The following is a 16,452-nucleotide window of genomic DNA, read 5'->3' as shown; positions in this document are numbered from 1 at the left end:
AAGACGTCCCGGAACTGATCTTTGGCGGAGTCGGAGGGATTCGAACCCTCGATGCAGGTTTTGCCCACATACTCCCTTAGCAGGGGAGCACCTTCGGCCACTCGGTCACGACTCCAGCACAGCCGCGCATTCTATACCAGGAATGCGCGGTCTCTTCCGAAAACTCAGGCCGCCGAAACTTCCTGGTCCAGATCGAAGGCCTTGTGCAGCGCGCGCACGGCCAGTTCCATGTACTTCTCGTCGATGACGACGCTGGTCTTGATCTCGCTCGTCGAGATCATCTGGATGTTGATGCCCTCCTCGCTCAGCGCGCGGAACATCTTGCTGGCCACGCCGACATGCGAGCGCATGCCGATGCCGACGATGGAGACCTTGCAGATCTTGGGGTCGCCGACGACCTTGGCGGCATTGGTGGCCGGGCCGACGTTGTTCTGCAGCAGGTCCATCGTGCGCGCGTAGTCGTTGCGGTGCACGGTGAAGGAGAAGTCGGTCTTGCCGTCGTGGGAGACGTTCTGGATGATGACGTCGATGTCGATGTTGGCCTCGGCCACGGGACCGAGGATCTGGAAGGCGATACCGGGCTTGTCGGGCACGCCCAGCAGCGTCACCTTGGCCTCGTCACGGTTGAAGGCAATGCCCGACACGACGGCTTGTTCCATTTTTTCGTCCTCTTCAAAACTGATCAGGGTGCCGGACTTGGCTTCCTCGTTGATGTCGATGTCCCAGGGCGTGAAGCTGGACAGCACGCGCAGCGGCACGCGGTACTTGCCGGCGAACTCCACCGAGCGGATCTGCAGGATCTTGGAGCCCAGCGAGGCCATCTCCAGCATCTCTTCGAAGCTGATGGTGTGCAGGCGGCGCGCCTCGGGCACGATGCGCGGGTCGGTCGTGTAGACGCCGTCCACATCGGTGTAGATCAGGCACTCGTCGGCCTTCATCGCGGCGGCGATGGCCACGGCCGAGGTGTCGGAGCCGCCACGGCCCAGCGTCGTGATGTTCTGCTCTTCGTCGATGCCCTGGAAGCCGGCGATGACGACGACCTTGCCGGCGGCCAGGTCCTCGCGCACGCGCACGTCGTCGATGCTTTCGATGCGGGCCTTGGTGTAGGACGAGTCGGTGCGCACCGGCACCTGCCAGCCCGTGTAGCTGACCGAGGGCACGCCCTCGGCCTGCAGCGCGATGGCCAGCAGGCCCACCGAGACCTGCTCGCCGGTCGCGGCGATCATGTCGAGTTCACGCATGACCTCGGGCGTGGTGCTGGCCGGCGTCAGCTCCTTGGCCAAGCCCAGCAGGCGGTTGGTTTCGCCGCTCATCGCCGAGGGCACGACCACCATCTGGTGGCCGGCGCGCACCCATTTGGCGACGCGCTTGGCCACGTTGCGGATGCGATCGGTGGACCCCATCGAGGTGCCGCCGTACTTGTGGACGATCAGAGCCATGTGTTTCGCGAAGGCAGAAGAAGGAGCTGCCGGGACGGCATGCTCGCAAACCCCCGATTTTATGCGGCAACCCCGCCTTCGCCTTCGCTCTGCAACAAGGCTGAATCCTCCTGCCAACGCAGGGCAAGCTGGGGCTCATCTTTTTCGGCGAAGGCACGGGCATCCATGCCCAGGCCGGCGACGGCAAGCAGCCCGGCTTCGTCGTCGAACAGCAGCGGCCCGCCGCGCCGCCATGGCGGCAGACCGGCCTCCTGGCAGGCCTTCTTCAGGCTGCGCGGCACCGCGGCCGGTGCGCGCTGGAATTGCTCGCCGCCAGCGCGGGCACGCTGAGTCAGCCGCTGCAGGCGCCGCACCGCGATGCCAGGCGACGCGGCCTCGACGATCCAGGCGCCCCGCCAGCCGGGCTGGTCATAACGCCCCGGGCGGCTGAGGTCGAGCACCGACGGTGCCGGTGACCCGCCGCCCGCCGCCTCCCAGAACAGGCCGTCACGGTAGGCATGCAGCGCGCCGCCGGGCGCGGGCCAGGACAGCGTCGCGCCCCGTCGCCATTCGGACAACAGACGCTCCACCAGGCTGGCCGGCGCAGCCGTGTGCCCGGACAGCCAGGCCCGCAGCGCATTGCTGGCCCGCGCGGGGGACAGCCGGCCCAGTGCGGCCAGGTCCAGGCGCTCGCGCGTGACCAGGCGGGCCAGATCCTCGGCAGCGACCTCCGTCGCCAGCGCCACAGCCTGCTGGGCCCAGCGCGCAGCCTGGGCGAGACCGGACTCGGCCGCCGGGAAGGCCGGCCACAGCGTCTGGCGCAGCCGGTTGCGGGCGTAGCGGGCGTCGGCGTTGCTCGGGTCCTCGATCCAGCCCAGGCCCTGGTGTTCGGCATAGGCCCGGATCAGGTCGCGGGGCCGATCCAGCCAGGGCCGCGCCCAGCAGACACCGTCGCGCCACTGCATGCGCGGCATGCCGGCCAGGCCGGCCACACCGGCGCCGCGCAGGGCCTGCAGCAGGAAGGTCTCCGCCTGGTCCCGGCGGTGGTGTGCCAACAGCAGCAGGTCGGCGCCGGCTGCGACGGCCATGTCGCGCAACGCGAGATGCCGCCCCTCGCGCGCCCAGGCCTCGACGCTGTCGCCGCGCGCCGGGACTCCGTCCAGCCGCGCGCAGGCAAAGCCCGCACCCAGCTCGCGCGCCACGCGCTCGCAGTGCAGGGCCCAGTCGTCGGCCTGCGACTGCAGGCCGTGATGGACATGGAGGGCGATGACACGCTGCCCGCCTGCCGCCGCGCGGACGGTGGCATGCAGCAGCGCCGTGGAATCGAGGCCGCCGCTGAAGGCGACTGCTACGCAATCACCGGTTCTTGGTGTCGCCGAATCGGCCATAGGCCTGCAGGCGCTCGTAGCGGCGGTCCAGCAGTTCGCGGACCTTGAGGTCGCTGACCTGGCGCAACGCATCGTTCAGCGCACGCTTCAGGTTGGACGCCATCTGCTTGGGATCGCGATGGGCCCCGCCCACCGGCTCGTTGACGATCTTGTCGATCAGGCCCATGGCCTTCAGGCGGTGGGCCGTGATGCCCAGGGCATCGGCCGCATCGGACGCGCGCTCGCTGCTCTTCCACAGGATGGAGGCGCAGCCCTCGGGCGAGATGACCGAATAGGCCGCGAACTGCAGCATCAGCACCTGGTCGGCCACGCCGATGGCCAGGGCGCCGCCGGAGCCTCCTTCGCCGATAACGGTGGCGATGATGGGCACTTCGAGCTGCGCCATCTCGAGGATGTTGCGGCCGATGGCCTCGCTCTGGCCGCGCTCCTCGGCACCGATGCCGGGGTAGGCGCCCATGGTGTCGATGAAGGTGAAGACCGGCAGGCCGAACTTCTCGGCCAGCTTCATCAGGCGCAGGGCCTTGCGGTAGCCCTCGGGGCGCGGCATGCCGAAGTTGCGCAGCGTGCGCTCCTTGGCGTCGGAGCCGCGCTCGTGGCCAATGACCATGCAGGCCTGGCCATTGAAGCGGGCCAGACCGCCGACGATGGCCGCGTCGTCCGCAAAGTGGCGGTCGCCGTGGAGTTCCTGGAACTCGGTGAAGACCTCGTTGCAGTAGTCCAGCGTCTGCGGGCGCTGCGGGTGGCGGGCGACCTGATAGACCTGCCAGGGCGCGACGTTGGAGTAGACCTCCTTGGTCAGCTGCTGGCTTTTCTTGGAGAGGCGGTCGATCTCCTCGGAGATGTCGACGGCCGACTCGCTCTGCACATAGCGCAGTTCTTCGATCTTGGTCTCGAGCTCGGCGATGGGCTGCTCGAATTCGAGGAAATGTTTTTTGCTCATCAGTAGTCCACGGGTAGCGGATCGAGGCTGCGCCAAATGTACCAAACGGCCACGGATCGATAGGGAGCCCAGGCGTCGCCGACCTCGCGCGCCTCGGCGCGGGAGACCGGCTCGCCGGAGAAGTAGTTCTGGCTGATGCCCTTGAGCAGGCCGACGTCGTCCAGCGGCATCACATTGGGGCGCATCAGGTGGAAGATCAGGAACATCTCGGCCGTCCAGCGGCCGATGCCGCGGATGGCGACCAGTTCCTCAATGATGGCCTCGTCGTCCATCTGCGCCCACTGACGCACATGCACCTGGCCGGAATCGAAATGCTCGGCCAGGTCGCGCAGGTATTCGACCTTGCGCGCGGACAGGCCGGCGGCACGCTGCTCCTCGACGCCCAGGGCCATCACACCGGCGGGCTGGAACTTCGGGCACAGCGCGATCCAGCGGTTCCAGACCGACTGTGCGGCCTTGACCGAGATCTGCTGGCCGACGATGGAGCGCGCCAGCGTCGCGAAGGCATCGCCGCGGCTTTGCAGGCGCGCCTCGCCGAACTGGGGGATGAGTTTCTTCATCACCCGGTCGCGCTTGGCGAGGTGCTTGCAGGCCTCGTCCCAATAAGGAGGCACAACCACTTCAGGCGTGGCCACGACGGGGCTCTTGGACGCCATCAGCTCTTCACCCAGGTCGTGCCGCCCGAGCCGTCCTTCAGCGTGATGCCCTTGGCCGACAGCTCGGCACGGATCGCATCGGCACCGGCGAAATCCTTGGCGGCCTTGGCCGCCGCACGGGCCGCGATGCGCTCCTCGATCCAAGCCGCATCGTCGCCCGAGCCCCCCTGCAGATAGGCGCGTGGCTCCTGCTGCAGGATGCCGAGCACGCCGGCCAGGGCCTTCAGCAGGCCGGCACGCTGCGGCGAGCGGTCGCGGTTGACCTCGTTGACGAGGTCAAACAGCACGGCGATGGCGCCGGGCGTGCCGAAGTCCTCGTCCATCGCTGCCTTGAAGGCTGCGGCACTGGGCTCGCTCCAGTCGATGGCGACATCGGCCGGCGGCACGGCGTCCAGCGCCGTGTAGAGGCGGGTCAGCGCCGTGCGGGCGTCTTCCAGGTGCGAGTCGCTGAAGTTGAACGGGCGGCGGTAGTGCGTGCGCAGCATGAAGAAGCGCAGCGTCTCGCCGTCGAACTTCTGCAGCACGTCGCGGATGGTGAAGAAATTGCCCAGGCTCTTGGACATCTTCTCGCCGTCGACGTTCAGGAAGCCGTTGTGCAGCCAGTAGCGCGCGAACGGGTAGCCGGCGCCCTGACTCTGCGCGATCTCGTTCTCGTGGTGGGGGAACTGCAGGTCCGCGCCGCCACCGTGGATGTCGAAGCTCTCGCCCAGCAGCGCGCAGCTCATCGCCGAGCATTCGATGTGCCAGCCCGGGCGGCCCTCGCCGAAGGGCGCGGCCCATTTGGCGTCGGCCGGCTCCTCGGCCTTGGCGGCCTTCCAGAGCACGAAGTCCAGCGGGTCCAGCTTGCCGTCGTCCACGGCCACGCGCTCGCCGGCGCGCAGGTCGTCCAGGCTCTTGCCGCTGAGCTTGCCGTAGCCTTCGAACTTGCGCACGGCGTAGTTCACGTCACCGCCCTCGGCGCGATAGGCCAGGCCACGCGCTTCCAGGCGCTCGATCAGCGACAGCATCTGCGGCACGTACTCGGTCGCGCGCGGCTCGTGGTCGGGGCGCAGCAGGCCCACCGCGGCGAAGTCCTCATGCATCGCGGCGCTCATCTCCTGCGTCAGCTGGCGGATCGTGATGCCACGCTCGACGGCGCGCTTGATGATCTTGTCGTCGATGTCGGTGATGTTGCGCACATAGGTGACGCCAAAGCCGCTGGCACGCAGCCAGCGGTAGATGACGTCGAACGCCATGTTCATGCGCAGATGCCCCATGTGGCAGAGGTCGTAGACCGTGATGCCGCAGACGTACATGCGCACCTGGCCCGGCACGAGCGGTTGGAAGTCTTCGAGATTGCGGCTGAGGGAGTTGTAAACGCGCAGGGGCATGGGAAAAGAGAGGCGCACCGTTGGCAGGCGACCACCAACAAGAAGCCCCGCACCGGGTCAGCCCAGGCGGGGCTCATAGAATGAAATCAGTATAGCGGCCGACCCTGACGCCGCCCCCCCGCTACAACCCTCATGCGACTGCCCCTCCCCCTCCTCATGCTGCTGGCCGCACTAGCCGCCGGGCCGGTCCGCGCCGACGATCTGGCCACCGCCCAGCGCCTGTGGCTGTCCGGCCAGAAAACCCAGGCCGTGGACCAGATCGAGCAGGCGCTCAAGCGCACGCCCGACGACCTGCAACTGCGCTTCGCCCTCGGCGTGATGCATATGGAGCTCGGCGAACGCGCCCAGGCCGTGCGCATATTCACGGGCCTGACCCAGGACTTCCCCGACCTGGCCGACCCCTACAACAACCTCGCCGTGCTGTACGCCGCCGCCGGCCAACTCGACGAGGCCAAGGCCGCGCTGGAGCAGGCCCTGCGCCTGCAGCCCGAACACGCCCAGGCCCAGGAGAACATGGGCGATGTGCTGGTGCGTCTGGCGCTGCGCGCCTACCAGCGCGCCCAGAAGGCCTCGCTGGCGCCCAGCGAGGCGCTGGCCAACAAGATCAGCCGCACGCTGGCGCTGACCGGCGACGCCGCCAAGACCCGCTGAGCCCCGCATGACCAAGACCGCATTGTTCCTGGCCGCCCTGCTGGCCGCCGCCGCCACATCGGCCCAGACCGTCAAGCTGCAGACGAGCGAGGGCGACATCCGCATCGAGCTGGATGCCGAGAAGGCCCCTCGGACGGTGGCCAACTTCCTGCAATACGTGAAGTCCGGCCACTACAACGGCGTGGTCTTTCACCGCGTCATTGCCAACTTCATGGTGCAGACCGGCGGCTACGACGCCAGGCTGAACCAGCGCCCGACCAAGGCGCCGATTCCGCTGGAATCGCACAATGGCCTGTCCAACCTGCGCGGCAGCGTGGCGATGGCCCGCACGGGCGACCCGAACTCGGCGACGTCGCAGTTCTTCATCAACGTCGTCGACAACCTCTTCCTCGACGGCGAACCCGACACCCCCAAGAGCGGCTACGCCGTCTTCGGCCAGGTCGTCGACGGCATGGACGTCGTCGACAGGATCCGCGCCGTGGAAACCAAAGCGGCCGGCATGCACGAGAACCTGCCGGTCAAGCCCATCTTCATCAACAAGGCTCTCGTCGAGCCCGTCAAAAAATGAGCCAAGTCAAACTCTCCACCAACCACGGCGACATCCTCATCGAACTGGACGCCGAGAAGGCGCCGCTGTCGGTCGCCAACTTCCTGCAATACGTCCGCAGCGGCCACTATGACGGCACGGTCTTCCACCGCGTCATCAAGGGCTTCATGATCCAGGGCGGCGGCTTCGAGCCCGGCATGAAGCAGAAGTCCACCGAGGCGCCGATCCAGAACGAGGCCAACAACGGCCTGAAGAACGCCCACTACACGCTGGCGATGGCGCGTACCAACGCGCCGCATTCGGCCACGGCGCAGTTCTTCATCAACACGACGAACAACGGCTTCCTGGACTTCAAGTCCGAATCGCCGTCGGGCTGGGGCTATGCCGTGTTCGGCAAGGTCATCGAAGGCCAGGACGTGGTCGACAAGATCGAGAAGAGCAGGACCGCCGGTCGCGGCGGCCATGGCGACGTGCCGGTCGAGGATGTCGTCATCGAGAAGGCCGTCGAGGTTTGATCCACACGCTGACGGCCCCGAAGCAGTGGCAGCAGATCGACCTGCTGTCCGACCTGCACCTGGGGCCTGACACGCCGGGCACCTTCGCCCGGCTCGAACGGCACCTCGCCGAGACGCCCGCCCAGGCCGTGCTGCTGCTCGGCGACATCTTCGAGGTCTGGGTCGGCGACGACTCGCGCCACCTGCCCTTCGAGGCAGGCTGCGCCGTAATGCTGAAGAGCGCCAGCCAGCGGCTGGACCTGTTCTTCATGCATGGCAACCGCGACTTCCTGCTGGGCACCGACATGCTCGCCGCCTGCGGCATGACCGCCCTGCCCGACCCCACGGTGCTCGCCGCCTTCGGCCAGCAATGGCTGCTCGTGCACGGCGACGCGCAATGCCTGGCCGATACGGCCTATCAGCTGTTCCGCAACCAGGTGCGCTCGCCGCACTGGCAGGCCGAGTTGCTGGCACAGCCGCTGGAGGCCCGCCAGGCACTTGGCCGCCAGATGCGCGAGGGCAGCCGGGCAGCCCAGGCGGCGCAGCTGATGGCCAGCGACCTCGATGCCGACGTGTGCCGGGCATTGCTGGACGAAGCCGGCGCGAAGACCATGATCCACGGCCATACGCACCGGCCGGCCGAGCACGACCTCGGCAACGGCCGGAAGCGCGTCGTGCTGTCCGACTGGGACTTCGATGGCATGCCGACGCGTGGCGACGTGATCCGCCTGTCCCCCGCCGGCCTGCAACGCATCCCGCTGTGATCCTGAAAGCACTGCGCAGCTGGCGCGAACGTCGCGCCGTCGAGCGCCGCGCCATCCCCGATCCGCTGTGGCAGCTGACGCTGCTGCGCTACCCCTTCCTGGCCCAGCGCAGCACGGACGACCTCGCCGAGCTGCGGCGCCTGTGCAGCCTCTTCCTGTCGACCAAGGAATTCCACGGCGTCGCCGGCTTCGAGGTGACCGACGAGGTCGCCGTGGCCGTTGCGGCCCAGGCCTGCCTGCCGGTGCTGCGGCTGGGCCTAGCCTGGTATGACGGCTTCGTCGGCATCGTCATGCACGCGGGCGAGGTCGTCGCCCAGCGGCGCTTCGAGGACGAGGATGGTGTCGTCCACGAATACGACGAGGAGCTGGCCGGCGAGGCCATGGAAGGCGGACCGCTGATGCTGGCCTGGCAGGCCATCGCCGTCAGTGACGACCCGGCGGAGTTCGGAGCCGACGCGGTCTACAACGTCGTCATCCACGAGTTCGCGCATGTGATCGACATGCGCGACGGCCTGGCCGACGGCGTGCCGCCGCTGGACGCGGCTGAGCGAGAACGCTGGATAGGCGTCATCGACGCCGAGTGGGAGAAGTTCTGTGCGCGCATCGATGCCGGCGAGGACACATTGATCGACCCCTATGGTGCAGAAGCCGTCGAAGAGTTCTTCGCGGTGGCCGTGGAGGCCTTCTTCGTCGCACCAGCCGCGATGCGGGTAGAGGAGCCGGTGATGTACGAACTGCTGGCCGGCTTCTTCAGGCAGGACCCGGCGGGCTGACAAGCAAAAAGGGACGCCGAGGCGCCCCTTCCCGTTTTGCGGCGGTGGTCAGGCTGTTGTCGCCGGCTCGGCCTTGGGCTTGCCGTCCTTCGTGGGCTTCACGTTGGGCTGGATGTCCAGCACCGTCTCGCCCTTGTCGTCCACGTCCACCGTCAGGCGGCCACCGTCGACCAGCTTGCCGAACAGCAACTCGTCGGCCAACGCGCGGCGGATGGTGTCCTGAATCAGGCGCTGCATCGGTCGTGCGCCCATCAGCGGATCGAAGCCCTTCTTGGCGAGCTGCTTGCGCAGCGCGTCGGAGAAGCCGACCTCGACCTTCTTCTCGGCGAGCTGGCTTTCCAGCTGCAGCAGGAATTTGTCGACCACGCGCAGGATGATCTCCTCGTCCAGCGCGCGGAAGGACACGATGGCGTCCAGGCGGTTGCGGAACTCGGGCGTGAACAGGCGCTTGATGTCGGCCATCTCGTCGCCCTGCTGGCGCTGGGTCGTGAAGCCGATGGTGGCCTTGTTCATGATCTCGGCGCCCGCGTTCGTCGTCATGATGATGATGACGTTGCGGAAGTCGGCCTTGCGCCCGTTGTTGTCAGTCAGCGTGCCGTGGTCCATGACCTGCAGCAGCACGTTGAAGACGTCCGGGTGGGCCTTCTCGATCTCGTCGAGCAGCAGCACCGCGTGCGGCTTCTTCGTGACGGCCTCGGTCAGCAGGCCGCCCTGGTCGAAGCCGACATAGCCCGGGGGCGCACCGATCAGGCGGCTGACGGCATGGCGCTCCATGTACTCCGACATGTCGAAGCGGATCAGCTCGATGCCCAGGATGTAGGCGAGCTGCTTGGCGACCTCGGTCTTGCCCACGCCCGTTGGGCCGCTGAACAGGAAGCTGCCTACCGGCTTGTCGGGACGGCCCAGGCCCGAACGCGCCATCTTGATGGCGGCGGCCAGCGCATCGACGGCCGGGTCCTGACCGAAGACGACGCTCTTCAGGTCGCGGTCCAGGGTCTTGAGCTTGCTGCGGTCGTCGCTGTTGACGGACGCGGGCGGGATGCGCGCGATCTTGGCGACGATGTCCTCGACCTCGGCACGCGTGATGGTCTTCTTCTGCCTGCTCTTGGGCAGGATGCGCTGGGCCGCACCGGCCTCGTCGATGACGTCGATGGCCTTGTCCGGCAGGTGGCGGTCGTTGATGTACTTGGCCGACAGCTCGGCCGCGGCCTGCAGCGCGCCCAGCGCGTACTTGACCGAGTGGTGCTCCTCGAAGCGGCTCTTCAGCCCCTTCAGGATCTCGACGGTCTGCTCGACCGAGGGCTCGGCCACGTCGATCTTCTGGAAGCGCCGGCTCAACGCCGCATCCTTTTCGAAGATGCCACGGTACTCGGTGAAGGTGGTCGCGCCGATGCACTTCATCGCGCCCGAGCTGAGCGCCGGCTTGAGCAGGTTGCTCGCATCCAGCGTGCCGCCCGAGGCCGCGCCGGCACCGATCAGCGTATGGATCTCGTCGATGAAGAGGATGGCGTGCGGCTGTTCCTTCAGCGACTTCAGCACGGCCTTCAGGCGCTGCTCGAAGTCGCCGCGGTACTTGGTGCCGGCCAGCAGTGCGCCCATGTCCAGCGAGTAGACGACGCTGTCCGCCAGCACCTCGGGCACCTCGCCCTCGGTGATGCGCCAGGCCAGGCCCTCGGCGATGGCCGTCTTGCCGACACCGGCCTCGCCGACCAGCAGCGGGTTGTTCTTGCGGCGACGGCACAGCACCTGCACGACGCGCTCGACCTCGGACTCGCGGCCGATCAGCGGGTCGATCTTGCCGTCCTTGGCCAGCTGGTTGAGGTTCTGCGTGAACTGCTCCAGCGGCGAAGCCTTGGCGCTGCCGCCCTCGCCTTCCTCGCGCTCGCCTTCCTGGCCCTGGCCCTGGCCCTCAGGCGACTTCGGCGGCTCGGGGTCGGTCTTCTTGATGCCGTGGGCGATGAAGTTGACGACATCCAGGCGGGTGACCCCCTGCTGGTGCAGGTAGTAGACGGCGTGGGAGTCCTTCTCGCCGAAGATGGCCACCAGCACGTTGGCGCCGGTCACTTCCTTCTTGCCGCTGCCGGTGCTCTGCACATGCATGATGGCGCGCTGGATGACGCGCTGGAAGCCCAGCGTGGGCTGCGTGTCCACCTCGTCGCTGCCGCCCACCATGGGCGTGTTCTCCTTGATGAACTGCGTCAGGCTCTTGCGCAGGTCGTCCAGGTTGGCGGCGCAGGCGCGCAGCACCTCGGCGGCGCTGGGGTTGTCGAGCAGCGCGAGCAGCAGGTGCTCGACGGTGATGAATTCGTGCCGCTGCTGGCGTGCCTCGACGAACGCCATGTGCAAACTGACTTCAAGCTCTTGCGCAATCATGCGGCCTCCATAATGCACTGCAGGGGGTGGCCGGCACGCCGGGAGGCGGCCAAAACCAGCTCCACCTTGGTCGCGGCGACGTCCTTGGTGAAGACACCGCAGACCCCGCGACCCTCGTGGTGGATTTTGAGCATGATCTGCGTCGCCGTATCGAGGTCATGCCGGAAAAATTCCTGCAGAACCATGACAACGAACTCCATCGGCGTGAAATCGTCGTTCAGCAGCAGGACCTGATAGAGCCGCGGCGGCTCGGTCTTCTGGGTCTGGCGCTCGACGACGACCGCGCCCTCGCCTTCGTCCCGGCCCGGTTTCAGGGGCGGTGCTGGCGGGGGCGGAGCCGACTGGTTTCGCGGTGAAAAAACGGACAGCACAGGCATGGATCGATTCTATCGACGGGGGTATCCCCTCGCCGACCGCTGGCAGATGGCGACACCCGGCCGGATTGCAAGCAGCCGGGGCACCGTCTAGGGTGAACCCGTCCGGGAAGGTCCCGAATTGACGCTTTTTATTGCGCTACCAGAATCCACGTCCGCCTCCTCGGGAGGAGCCACACAGAACGGAGACAAGATGATGGCGCTGGGCAAAGTCAAGTGGTTCAACGATGCCAAGGGCTTTGGATTCATCGAGCCGGAAGCCGGCGGCGATGACGTCTTCGCCCATTTCTCGGCGATCCAGATGGAAGGATTCCGGACGCTGAAACAGGGCAGTCAGGTGCAGTTTGATCTAGTGCAAGGCCCCAAGGGGCAATTGGCGCAGAACATCACGCCTGTGGAAGCCGCGCGCGGCATGGAGCCACAGCCGCTGGCCTCCTGAGCCCCCTCCTGACCGAGAAGCCCCGCGAGCCACTGGCCGCGGGGCTTTGCGCTTTCTGCCCGCCGCGTCAGCCAAATGCTGGAGTGGCTTGCTAGAGTTCATGCCCTGCGCGCTGGCGCCTGGTGCATCCAGCCGCACGGATTGCCCCTTTACCGGAAGACCTCATGACCGCCGAAAAGACCCAGATCGTTTACACCCTGACCGATGAAGCACCCCGCCTGGCCACTGCCTCGCTGCTGCCGGTCGTCCAGGCCTTCGCGGCGCAGGCGGGCATCGATGTCGTCACCAGCGACATCTCCGTGGCCGGCCGCATCCTGGGCCAGTTCCCGGAGGCGCTGACCGAAGCGCAGCGCGTGGCCGACAACCTGGGCGCGCTCGGCAAGCTGACGCTGAAGGCGAACGCCAACATCATCAAGCTGCCCAACATCAGCGCCTCGGTGTCCCAGCTCAAGGCCGCCATCAAGGAACTGCAGGACAAGGGCTACAAGATCCCCGACTTCCCCGAGGCGCCGAAGACGGACGAGGAGAAGGACATCCGCGCCCGCTACAACAAGTGCATCGGTTCGGCCGTGAACCCGGTGCTGCGCGAGGGCAACTCCGACCGCCGCGCGCCCAAGGCGGTGAAGGAATACGCGCGCAAGAACCCGCACCGCATGGACGAGTGGAGCCAGGCTTCGCGCTCGCATGTGTCGCACATGCACGCCGGCGACTTCTATCACGGCGAGAAGTCGATGACGCTGGACCGCGCGCGCGACGTGAAGATGGAGCTCATCACCAAGAGCGGCAAGGCCATCGTGCTCAAGCCCAAGGTCTCGCTGCTGGACCGCGAGGTCATCGACTCGATGTTCATGAGCAAGAAGGCGCTGCTGGCCTTCTACGAGCGTGAGATCGAGGACGCCCGCAAGACCGGCGTCATGTTCTCGCTGCACGTCAAGGCCACGATGATGAAGGTGTCCCACCCCATCGTCTTCGGCCACTGCGTGAAGATCTTCTACAAGGACGCCTTTGCCAAGCACGCCAAGACCTTCGAGGAACTGGGCGTCAACGTCAACAACGGCATGGTCGACCTCTACACCAAGATCGCCACGCTGCCGCAGAGCAAGCAGGAGGAGATCAAGCGCGACCTGCATGCCTGCCACGAGCACCGCCCCGAGCTGGCGATGGTGGACTCCGCCAAGGGCATCACCAATTTCCATTCGCCCAACGACATCATCGTCGACGCCTCCATGCCTGCGGCCATCCGCAGCGGCGGCAAGATGTACGGTGCCGATGGCCGGCTCAAGGACGTGAAGGCCGTGATGCCCGAATCGACCTTCGCCCGCATCTACCAGGAGATGATCAACTTCTGCAAATGGCACGGCGCCTTCGACCCGCGCACGATGGGCACCGTGCCCAACGTCGGCCTGATGGCCCAGCAGGCCGAGGAATACGGCTCGCACGACAAGACCTTCGAGATCCCGGAGGATGGCGTCGCCAACATCACCGACCTGGACACGGGCGAAGTGCTGATGAGCCAGGACGTCGAGCAGGGCGACATCTGGCGCATGTGCCAGTGCAAGGACGCCGCCATCCGTGACTGGGTCAAGCTGGCCGTCACGCGCGCCCGCAACTCCGGCATGCCGGTGGTGTTCTGGCTGGACAGCTACCGCCCGCACGAGGCCCAGCTGATCACCAAGGTCAAGATGTACCTGCATGAGCACGACACGACCGGCCTGGACATCCAGATCATGAGCCAGGTCCGTGCGATGCGTTACACGCTGGAGCGCGTCATCCGCGGCCTGGACACCATCAGCGCCACCGGCAACATCCTGCGCGACTACCTGACCGACCTGTTCCCCATCATGGAACTGGGCACGTCGGCCAAGATGCTGTCCATCGTGCCGCTGATGGCCGGCGGCGGCATGTACGAGACCGGCGCCGGCGGCTCGGCCCCGAAGCATGTGCAGCAGCTGGTGGAAGAGAACCACCTGCGCTGGGACTCGCTGGGCGAATTCCTGGCCCTGGCGGTGAGCCTGGAAGACCTGGGGCTCAAGAACAAGAACGCCAAGGCCAAGGTGCTGGCCAAGACCCTGGACGCCGCCACCGGCAAGCTGCTGGACAACGGCAAGGGCCCCAGCCCCAAGACCGGCGAGCTGGACAACCGCGGCAGCCACTTCTACCTGACGCTGTACTGGGCGCAGGAGCTGGCCGCGCAGACGGACGACGCCGAGCTGGCCGCCCGCTTCAAGCCCGTGGCCGAGGCCCTGGCCGCCAACGAGGCCAAGATCGCCGCGGAACTGAAGGCCGTTCAGGGGGGGCCGGCCGACATCGGCGGCTACTACCTGCCCGACACGGCGAAGCTGGACGCGGTCATGCGCCCGAGCGCGACCTTCAACGCGACGCTGGCGTCCCTCGCGAGCTGACCTCCATTGCCTGACGGGGCCGCGGCCCCGCCTGGATCACGCCGCTGCGCAGTCGATGCCAGCGGCGTTTTTCATGGTGTGGCCTCGACCACCTCGGCTGCCGCGCGGAAGGCATCCACCGCCGCCGGAAAACCGCAGTAGACGCTGGCGTGCAGGAAGATCTCCTGCAGCTCCTGCGCCGTCACGCCGTTGTTCAGCGCGCCGCGCACATGGGTCTTGAGCTCATGCGCGCGACCCAGTGCCACCAGCATGGACACCGTCACGATGCTGCGCGTGCGCAGGTCCAGGCCCGGCCGCTGCCAGGTGTTGCCCCAGGCGTGTCGGGTCACGAGTTCCTGCAGCGGCTCGGTGAACGGCGTGACCTTGGCCAGCGCGGCGCCGACATAGGCATCGCCCAGCACCGCACGGCGGGTGGCAAGCCCTTGGGGGTCGAGATCCATGACGGCTCCTTCGTTGTTGCATCGCAGCATAGCGACACGAAGCCGACAAGGATTCAGAAGGCAAGAAGCCCATCGCCGCGGGGTGCGATGGGCTTCGAAGGCGCAGCGGGCGACGCCCGTCGACGTCAGGCCATCTGGTCGATCATCACCTGCCCGAAGCCGGAGCAGGACACCTGCGTCGCACCGTCCATCAGACGGGCGAAGTCATAGGTCACCTTCTTGCTCAGGATGGCCTTTTCCATCGCGCTGATGATGAGGTCGGCGGCCTTGGTCCAGCCCATGTGGCGCAGCATCATCTCGGCCGACAGGATCTCGGAGCCGGGGTTCACATAGTCCTTGCCGGCGTACTTGGGCGCCGTGCCATGCGTGGCCTCGAACATCGCGATCGAGTCGCTCAGGTTGGCACCCGGCGCGATGCCGATGCCGCCGACCTGGGCGGCCAGCGCGTCGGAGATGTAGTCGCCGTTCAGGTTCAGCGTCGCGATGACGCTGTACTCGGCCGGGCGCAGGATGATCTGCTGCAGGAAGGCATCGGCGATGCTGTCCTTGATGGTGATGTCCTTGCCCGTCTTCGGGTTCTTGAACTTGCACCACGGGCCGCCGTCGATGGGCTGGGCGCCGAACTCCTTCTGCGCCAGCGCATAGGCCCAGTCGCGGAAGCCACCCTCGGTGAACTTCATGATGTTGCCCTTGTGCACGATGGTCACGCTGGGCTTGTTGTTGTCGATGGCGTACTGGATGGCCTTGCGCACCAGGCGCTCGGTGCCCTCGCGTGAGACCGGCTTGATGCCGATGCCCGAGGTGTTCGGGAAGCGGATCTTCTTGACGCCCATCTCCTCCTGAAGGAACTTGATGAGCTTCCTCGCCTTGTCGCTCTCGGCCTCGTACTCGATGCCGGCATAGATGTCCTCCGAGTTCTCGCGGAAGATCACCATGTCGACCTTGTGGGGCTCCTTCACGGGGCTGGGCACGCCGTCGAAATACTGCACCGGGCGCAGGCAGACGTAGAGGTCCAGTTCCTGGCGCAGCGCGACGTTCAGCGAGCGGATGCCGCCGCCGACGGGCGTGGTCAGCGGCCCCTTGATGGAGACGACGTAGTCCTTCAGCACCTTCAGCGTCTCCTCGGGCAGCCAGACGTCGGGGCCGTAGACCCGAGTGCTCTTCTCGCCGGCGTAGATCTCCATCCAGTGGATCTTCTTCGCGCCGCCATAGGCCTTGGCCACGGCCGCGTCGACGACCTTGAGCATGACGGGCGTGATGTCCAAGCCGGTGCCGTCGCCTTCGATGTAGGGAATGATGGGCTGGTCAGGTACGTTCAGCGAGAAGTCGGCGTTGACGGTGATCTTCTGGCCACCTTCTGGCACCTGGATGTGTTGGTACATGGCTTGTGGGCTCCGCAAAGAGACGAGGGAAAACGAAACCC

At 66.7% G+C, this 16,452-nt stretch carries 16 protein-coding genes and 1 tRNA gene; 7 read left to right on the top strand and 10 right to left on the bottom strand.

From position 1 onward, the window contains the following. Window positions 1–22: 22 nt before the first annotated feature. From EV671_RS03070 to cysS, 6 genes are all read right to left on the bottom strand, one after another. A tRNA-Ser gene (locus EV671_RS03070) sits at window positions 23–115 on the bottom strand. 49 nt (window positions 116–164) lie between these two features. Next, complete coding sequence (locus tag EV671_RS03065; RefSeq protein ID WP_132569810.1) at window positions 165–1,439, bottom strand: aspartate kinase; 1,275 nt, start codon at window positions 1,437–1,439, stop codon at window positions 165–167. Window positions 1,440–1,498: 59 nt separating this feature from the next. Beyond that, complete coding sequence (tilS, locus tag EV671_RS03060; RefSeq protein WP_132569809.1) at window positions 1,499–2,806, bottom strand: tRNA lysidine(34) synthetase TilS; 1,308 nt, start codon at window positions 2,804–2,806, stop codon at window positions 1,499–1,501. Continuing rightward, window positions 2,775–3,746 carry an acetyl-CoA carboxylase carboxyltransferase subunit alpha gene (locus tag EV671_RS03055; protein WP_132569808.1) on the bottom strand — a complete coding sequence of 324 codons (972 nt, stop codon included), beginning with the start codon at window positions 3,744–3,746 and terminating at the stop codon, window positions 2,775–2,777. Before EV671_RS03055 ends, tilS begins: the two co-directional genes overlap by 32 nt. Then, a complete protein-coding gene (locus EV671_RS03050) occupies window positions 3,746–4,402 on the bottom strand; it encodes a DNA-3-methyladenine glycosylase family protein (protein WP_132569807.1) in 657 nt (218 codons plus the stop codon). Before EV671_RS03050 ends, EV671_RS03055 begins: the two co-directional genes overlap by 1 nt. Further along, the gene (gene cysS / locus EV671_RS03045) at window positions 4,402–5,772 is read right to left on the bottom strand and encodes a cysteine--tRNA ligase (RefSeq protein ID WP_132569806.1); all 1,371 of its coding nucleotides are present in this window, start codon (window positions 5,770–5,772) and stop codon (window positions 4,402–4,404) included. The genes EV671_RS03050 and cysS overlap by 1 nt, the downstream gene beginning before the upstream one ends. A 132-nt stretch (window positions 5,773–5,904) precedes the next feature. Between cysS and EV671_RS03040 the strand changes: the two genes are divergently transcribed. Genes EV671_RS03040 through EV671_RS03020 form a run of 5 tightly spaced genes read left to right on the top strand, consistent with a single transcriptional unit; the run spans window position 5,905 to window position 9,001 of the window. After that, window positions 5,905–6,423, top strand: coding sequence for a tetratricopeptide repeat protein (locus tag EV671_RS03040; RefSeq protein ID WP_132569805.1), 519 nt, complete (start codon window positions 5,905–5,907; stop codon window positions 6,421–6,423). Between the two features lie 7 nt (window positions 6,424–6,430). Next, window positions 6,431–6,991 carry a peptidylprolyl isomerase gene (locus EV671_RS03035; protein ID WP_132569804.1) on the top strand — a complete coding sequence of 187 codons (561 nt, stop codon included), beginning with the start codon at window positions 6,431–6,433 and terminating at the stop codon, window positions 6,989–6,991. Beyond that, a complete protein-coding gene (locus EV671_RS03030) occupies window positions 6,988–7,485 on the top strand; it encodes a peptidylprolyl isomerase (RefSeq protein ID WP_132569803.1) in 498 nt (165 codons plus the stop codon). The genes EV671_RS03035 and EV671_RS03030 overlap by 4 nt, the downstream gene beginning before the upstream one ends. Continuing rightward, window positions 7,482–8,228, top strand: coding sequence for a UDP-2,3-diacylglucosamine diphosphatase (locus tag EV671_RS03025; protein ID WP_132569802.1), 747 nt, complete (start codon window positions 7,482–7,484; stop codon window positions 8,226–8,228). The genes EV671_RS03030 and EV671_RS03025 overlap by 4 nt, the downstream gene beginning before the upstream one ends. Next, the gene (locus EV671_RS03020; RefSeq protein ID WP_415840392.1) at window positions 8,228–9,001 is read left to right on the top strand and encodes a M90 family metallopeptidase; all 774 of its coding nucleotides are present in this window, start codon (window positions 8,228–8,230) and stop codon (window positions 8,999–9,001) included. Before EV671_RS03025 ends, EV671_RS03020 begins: the two co-directional genes overlap by 1 nt. A 48-nt stretch (window positions 9,002–9,049) precedes the next feature. Here the strand turns inward: EV671_RS03020 and clpA are convergent, their stop codons facing one another. Beyond that, window positions 9,050–11,374 carry an ATP-dependent Clp protease ATP-binding subunit ClpA gene (gene clpA, locus EV671_RS03015; RefSeq protein WP_132569800.1) on the bottom strand — a complete coding sequence of 775 codons (2,325 nt, stop codon included), beginning with the start codon at window positions 11,372–11,374 and terminating at the stop codon, window positions 9,050–9,052. Further along, window positions 11,371–11,751 carry an ATP-dependent Clp protease adapter ClpS gene (clpS, locus tag EV671_RS03010; protein WP_132569799.1) on the bottom strand — a complete coding sequence of 127 codons (381 nt, stop codon included), beginning with the start codon at window positions 11,749–11,751 and terminating at the stop codon, window positions 11,371–11,373. The genes clpA and clpS overlap by 4 nt, the downstream gene beginning before the upstream one ends. 193 nt (window positions 11,752–11,944) lie before the next feature. Between clpS and EV671_RS03005 the strand changes: the two genes are divergently transcribed. Beyond that, window positions 11,945–12,187, top strand: coding sequence for a cold shock domain-containing protein (locus tag EV671_RS03005; protein ID WP_132569858.1), 243 nt, complete (start codon window positions 11,945–11,947; stop codon window positions 12,185–12,187). A 164-nt stretch (window positions 12,188–12,351) separates the two neighbouring features. Beyond that, window positions 12,352–14,589 carry an NADP-dependent isocitrate dehydrogenase gene (locus EV671_RS03000; protein ID WP_132569798.1) on the top strand — a complete coding sequence of 746 codons (2,238 nt, stop codon included), beginning with the start codon at window positions 12,352–12,354 and terminating at the stop codon, window positions 14,587–14,589. A gap of 71 nt (window positions 14,590–14,660) precedes the next feature. Here the strand turns inward: EV671_RS03000 and EV671_RS02995 are convergent, their stop codons facing one another. After that, the gene (locus tag EV671_RS02995; RefSeq protein ID WP_132569797.1) at window positions 14,661–15,029 is read right to left on the bottom strand and encodes a carboxymuconolactone decarboxylase family protein; all 369 of its coding nucleotides are present in this window, start codon (window positions 15,027–15,029) and stop codon (window positions 14,661–14,663) included. Between the two features lie 125 nt (window positions 15,030–15,154). Continuing rightward, window positions 15,155–16,411 carry an NADP-dependent isocitrate dehydrogenase gene (gene icd, locus EV671_RS02990; protein ID WP_132569796.1) on the bottom strand — a complete coding sequence of 419 codons (1,257 nt, stop codon included), beginning with the start codon at window positions 16,409–16,411 and terminating at the stop codon, window positions 15,155–15,157. Window positions 16,412–16,452: the final 41 nt, after the last annotated feature.

The sequence above is a fragment of the Roseateles saccharophilus genome (assembly GCF_004342485.1).
In the GTDB taxonomy this organism is placed as follows: domain Bacteria; phylum Pseudomonadota; class Gammaproteobacteria; order Burkholderiales; family Burkholderiaceae_C; genus Pelomonas; species Pelomonas saccharophila.
The sequence above is the reverse complement of the archived record's forward strand: the minus strand, read 5'-3'. Positions and strand labels throughout refer to the sequence as shown.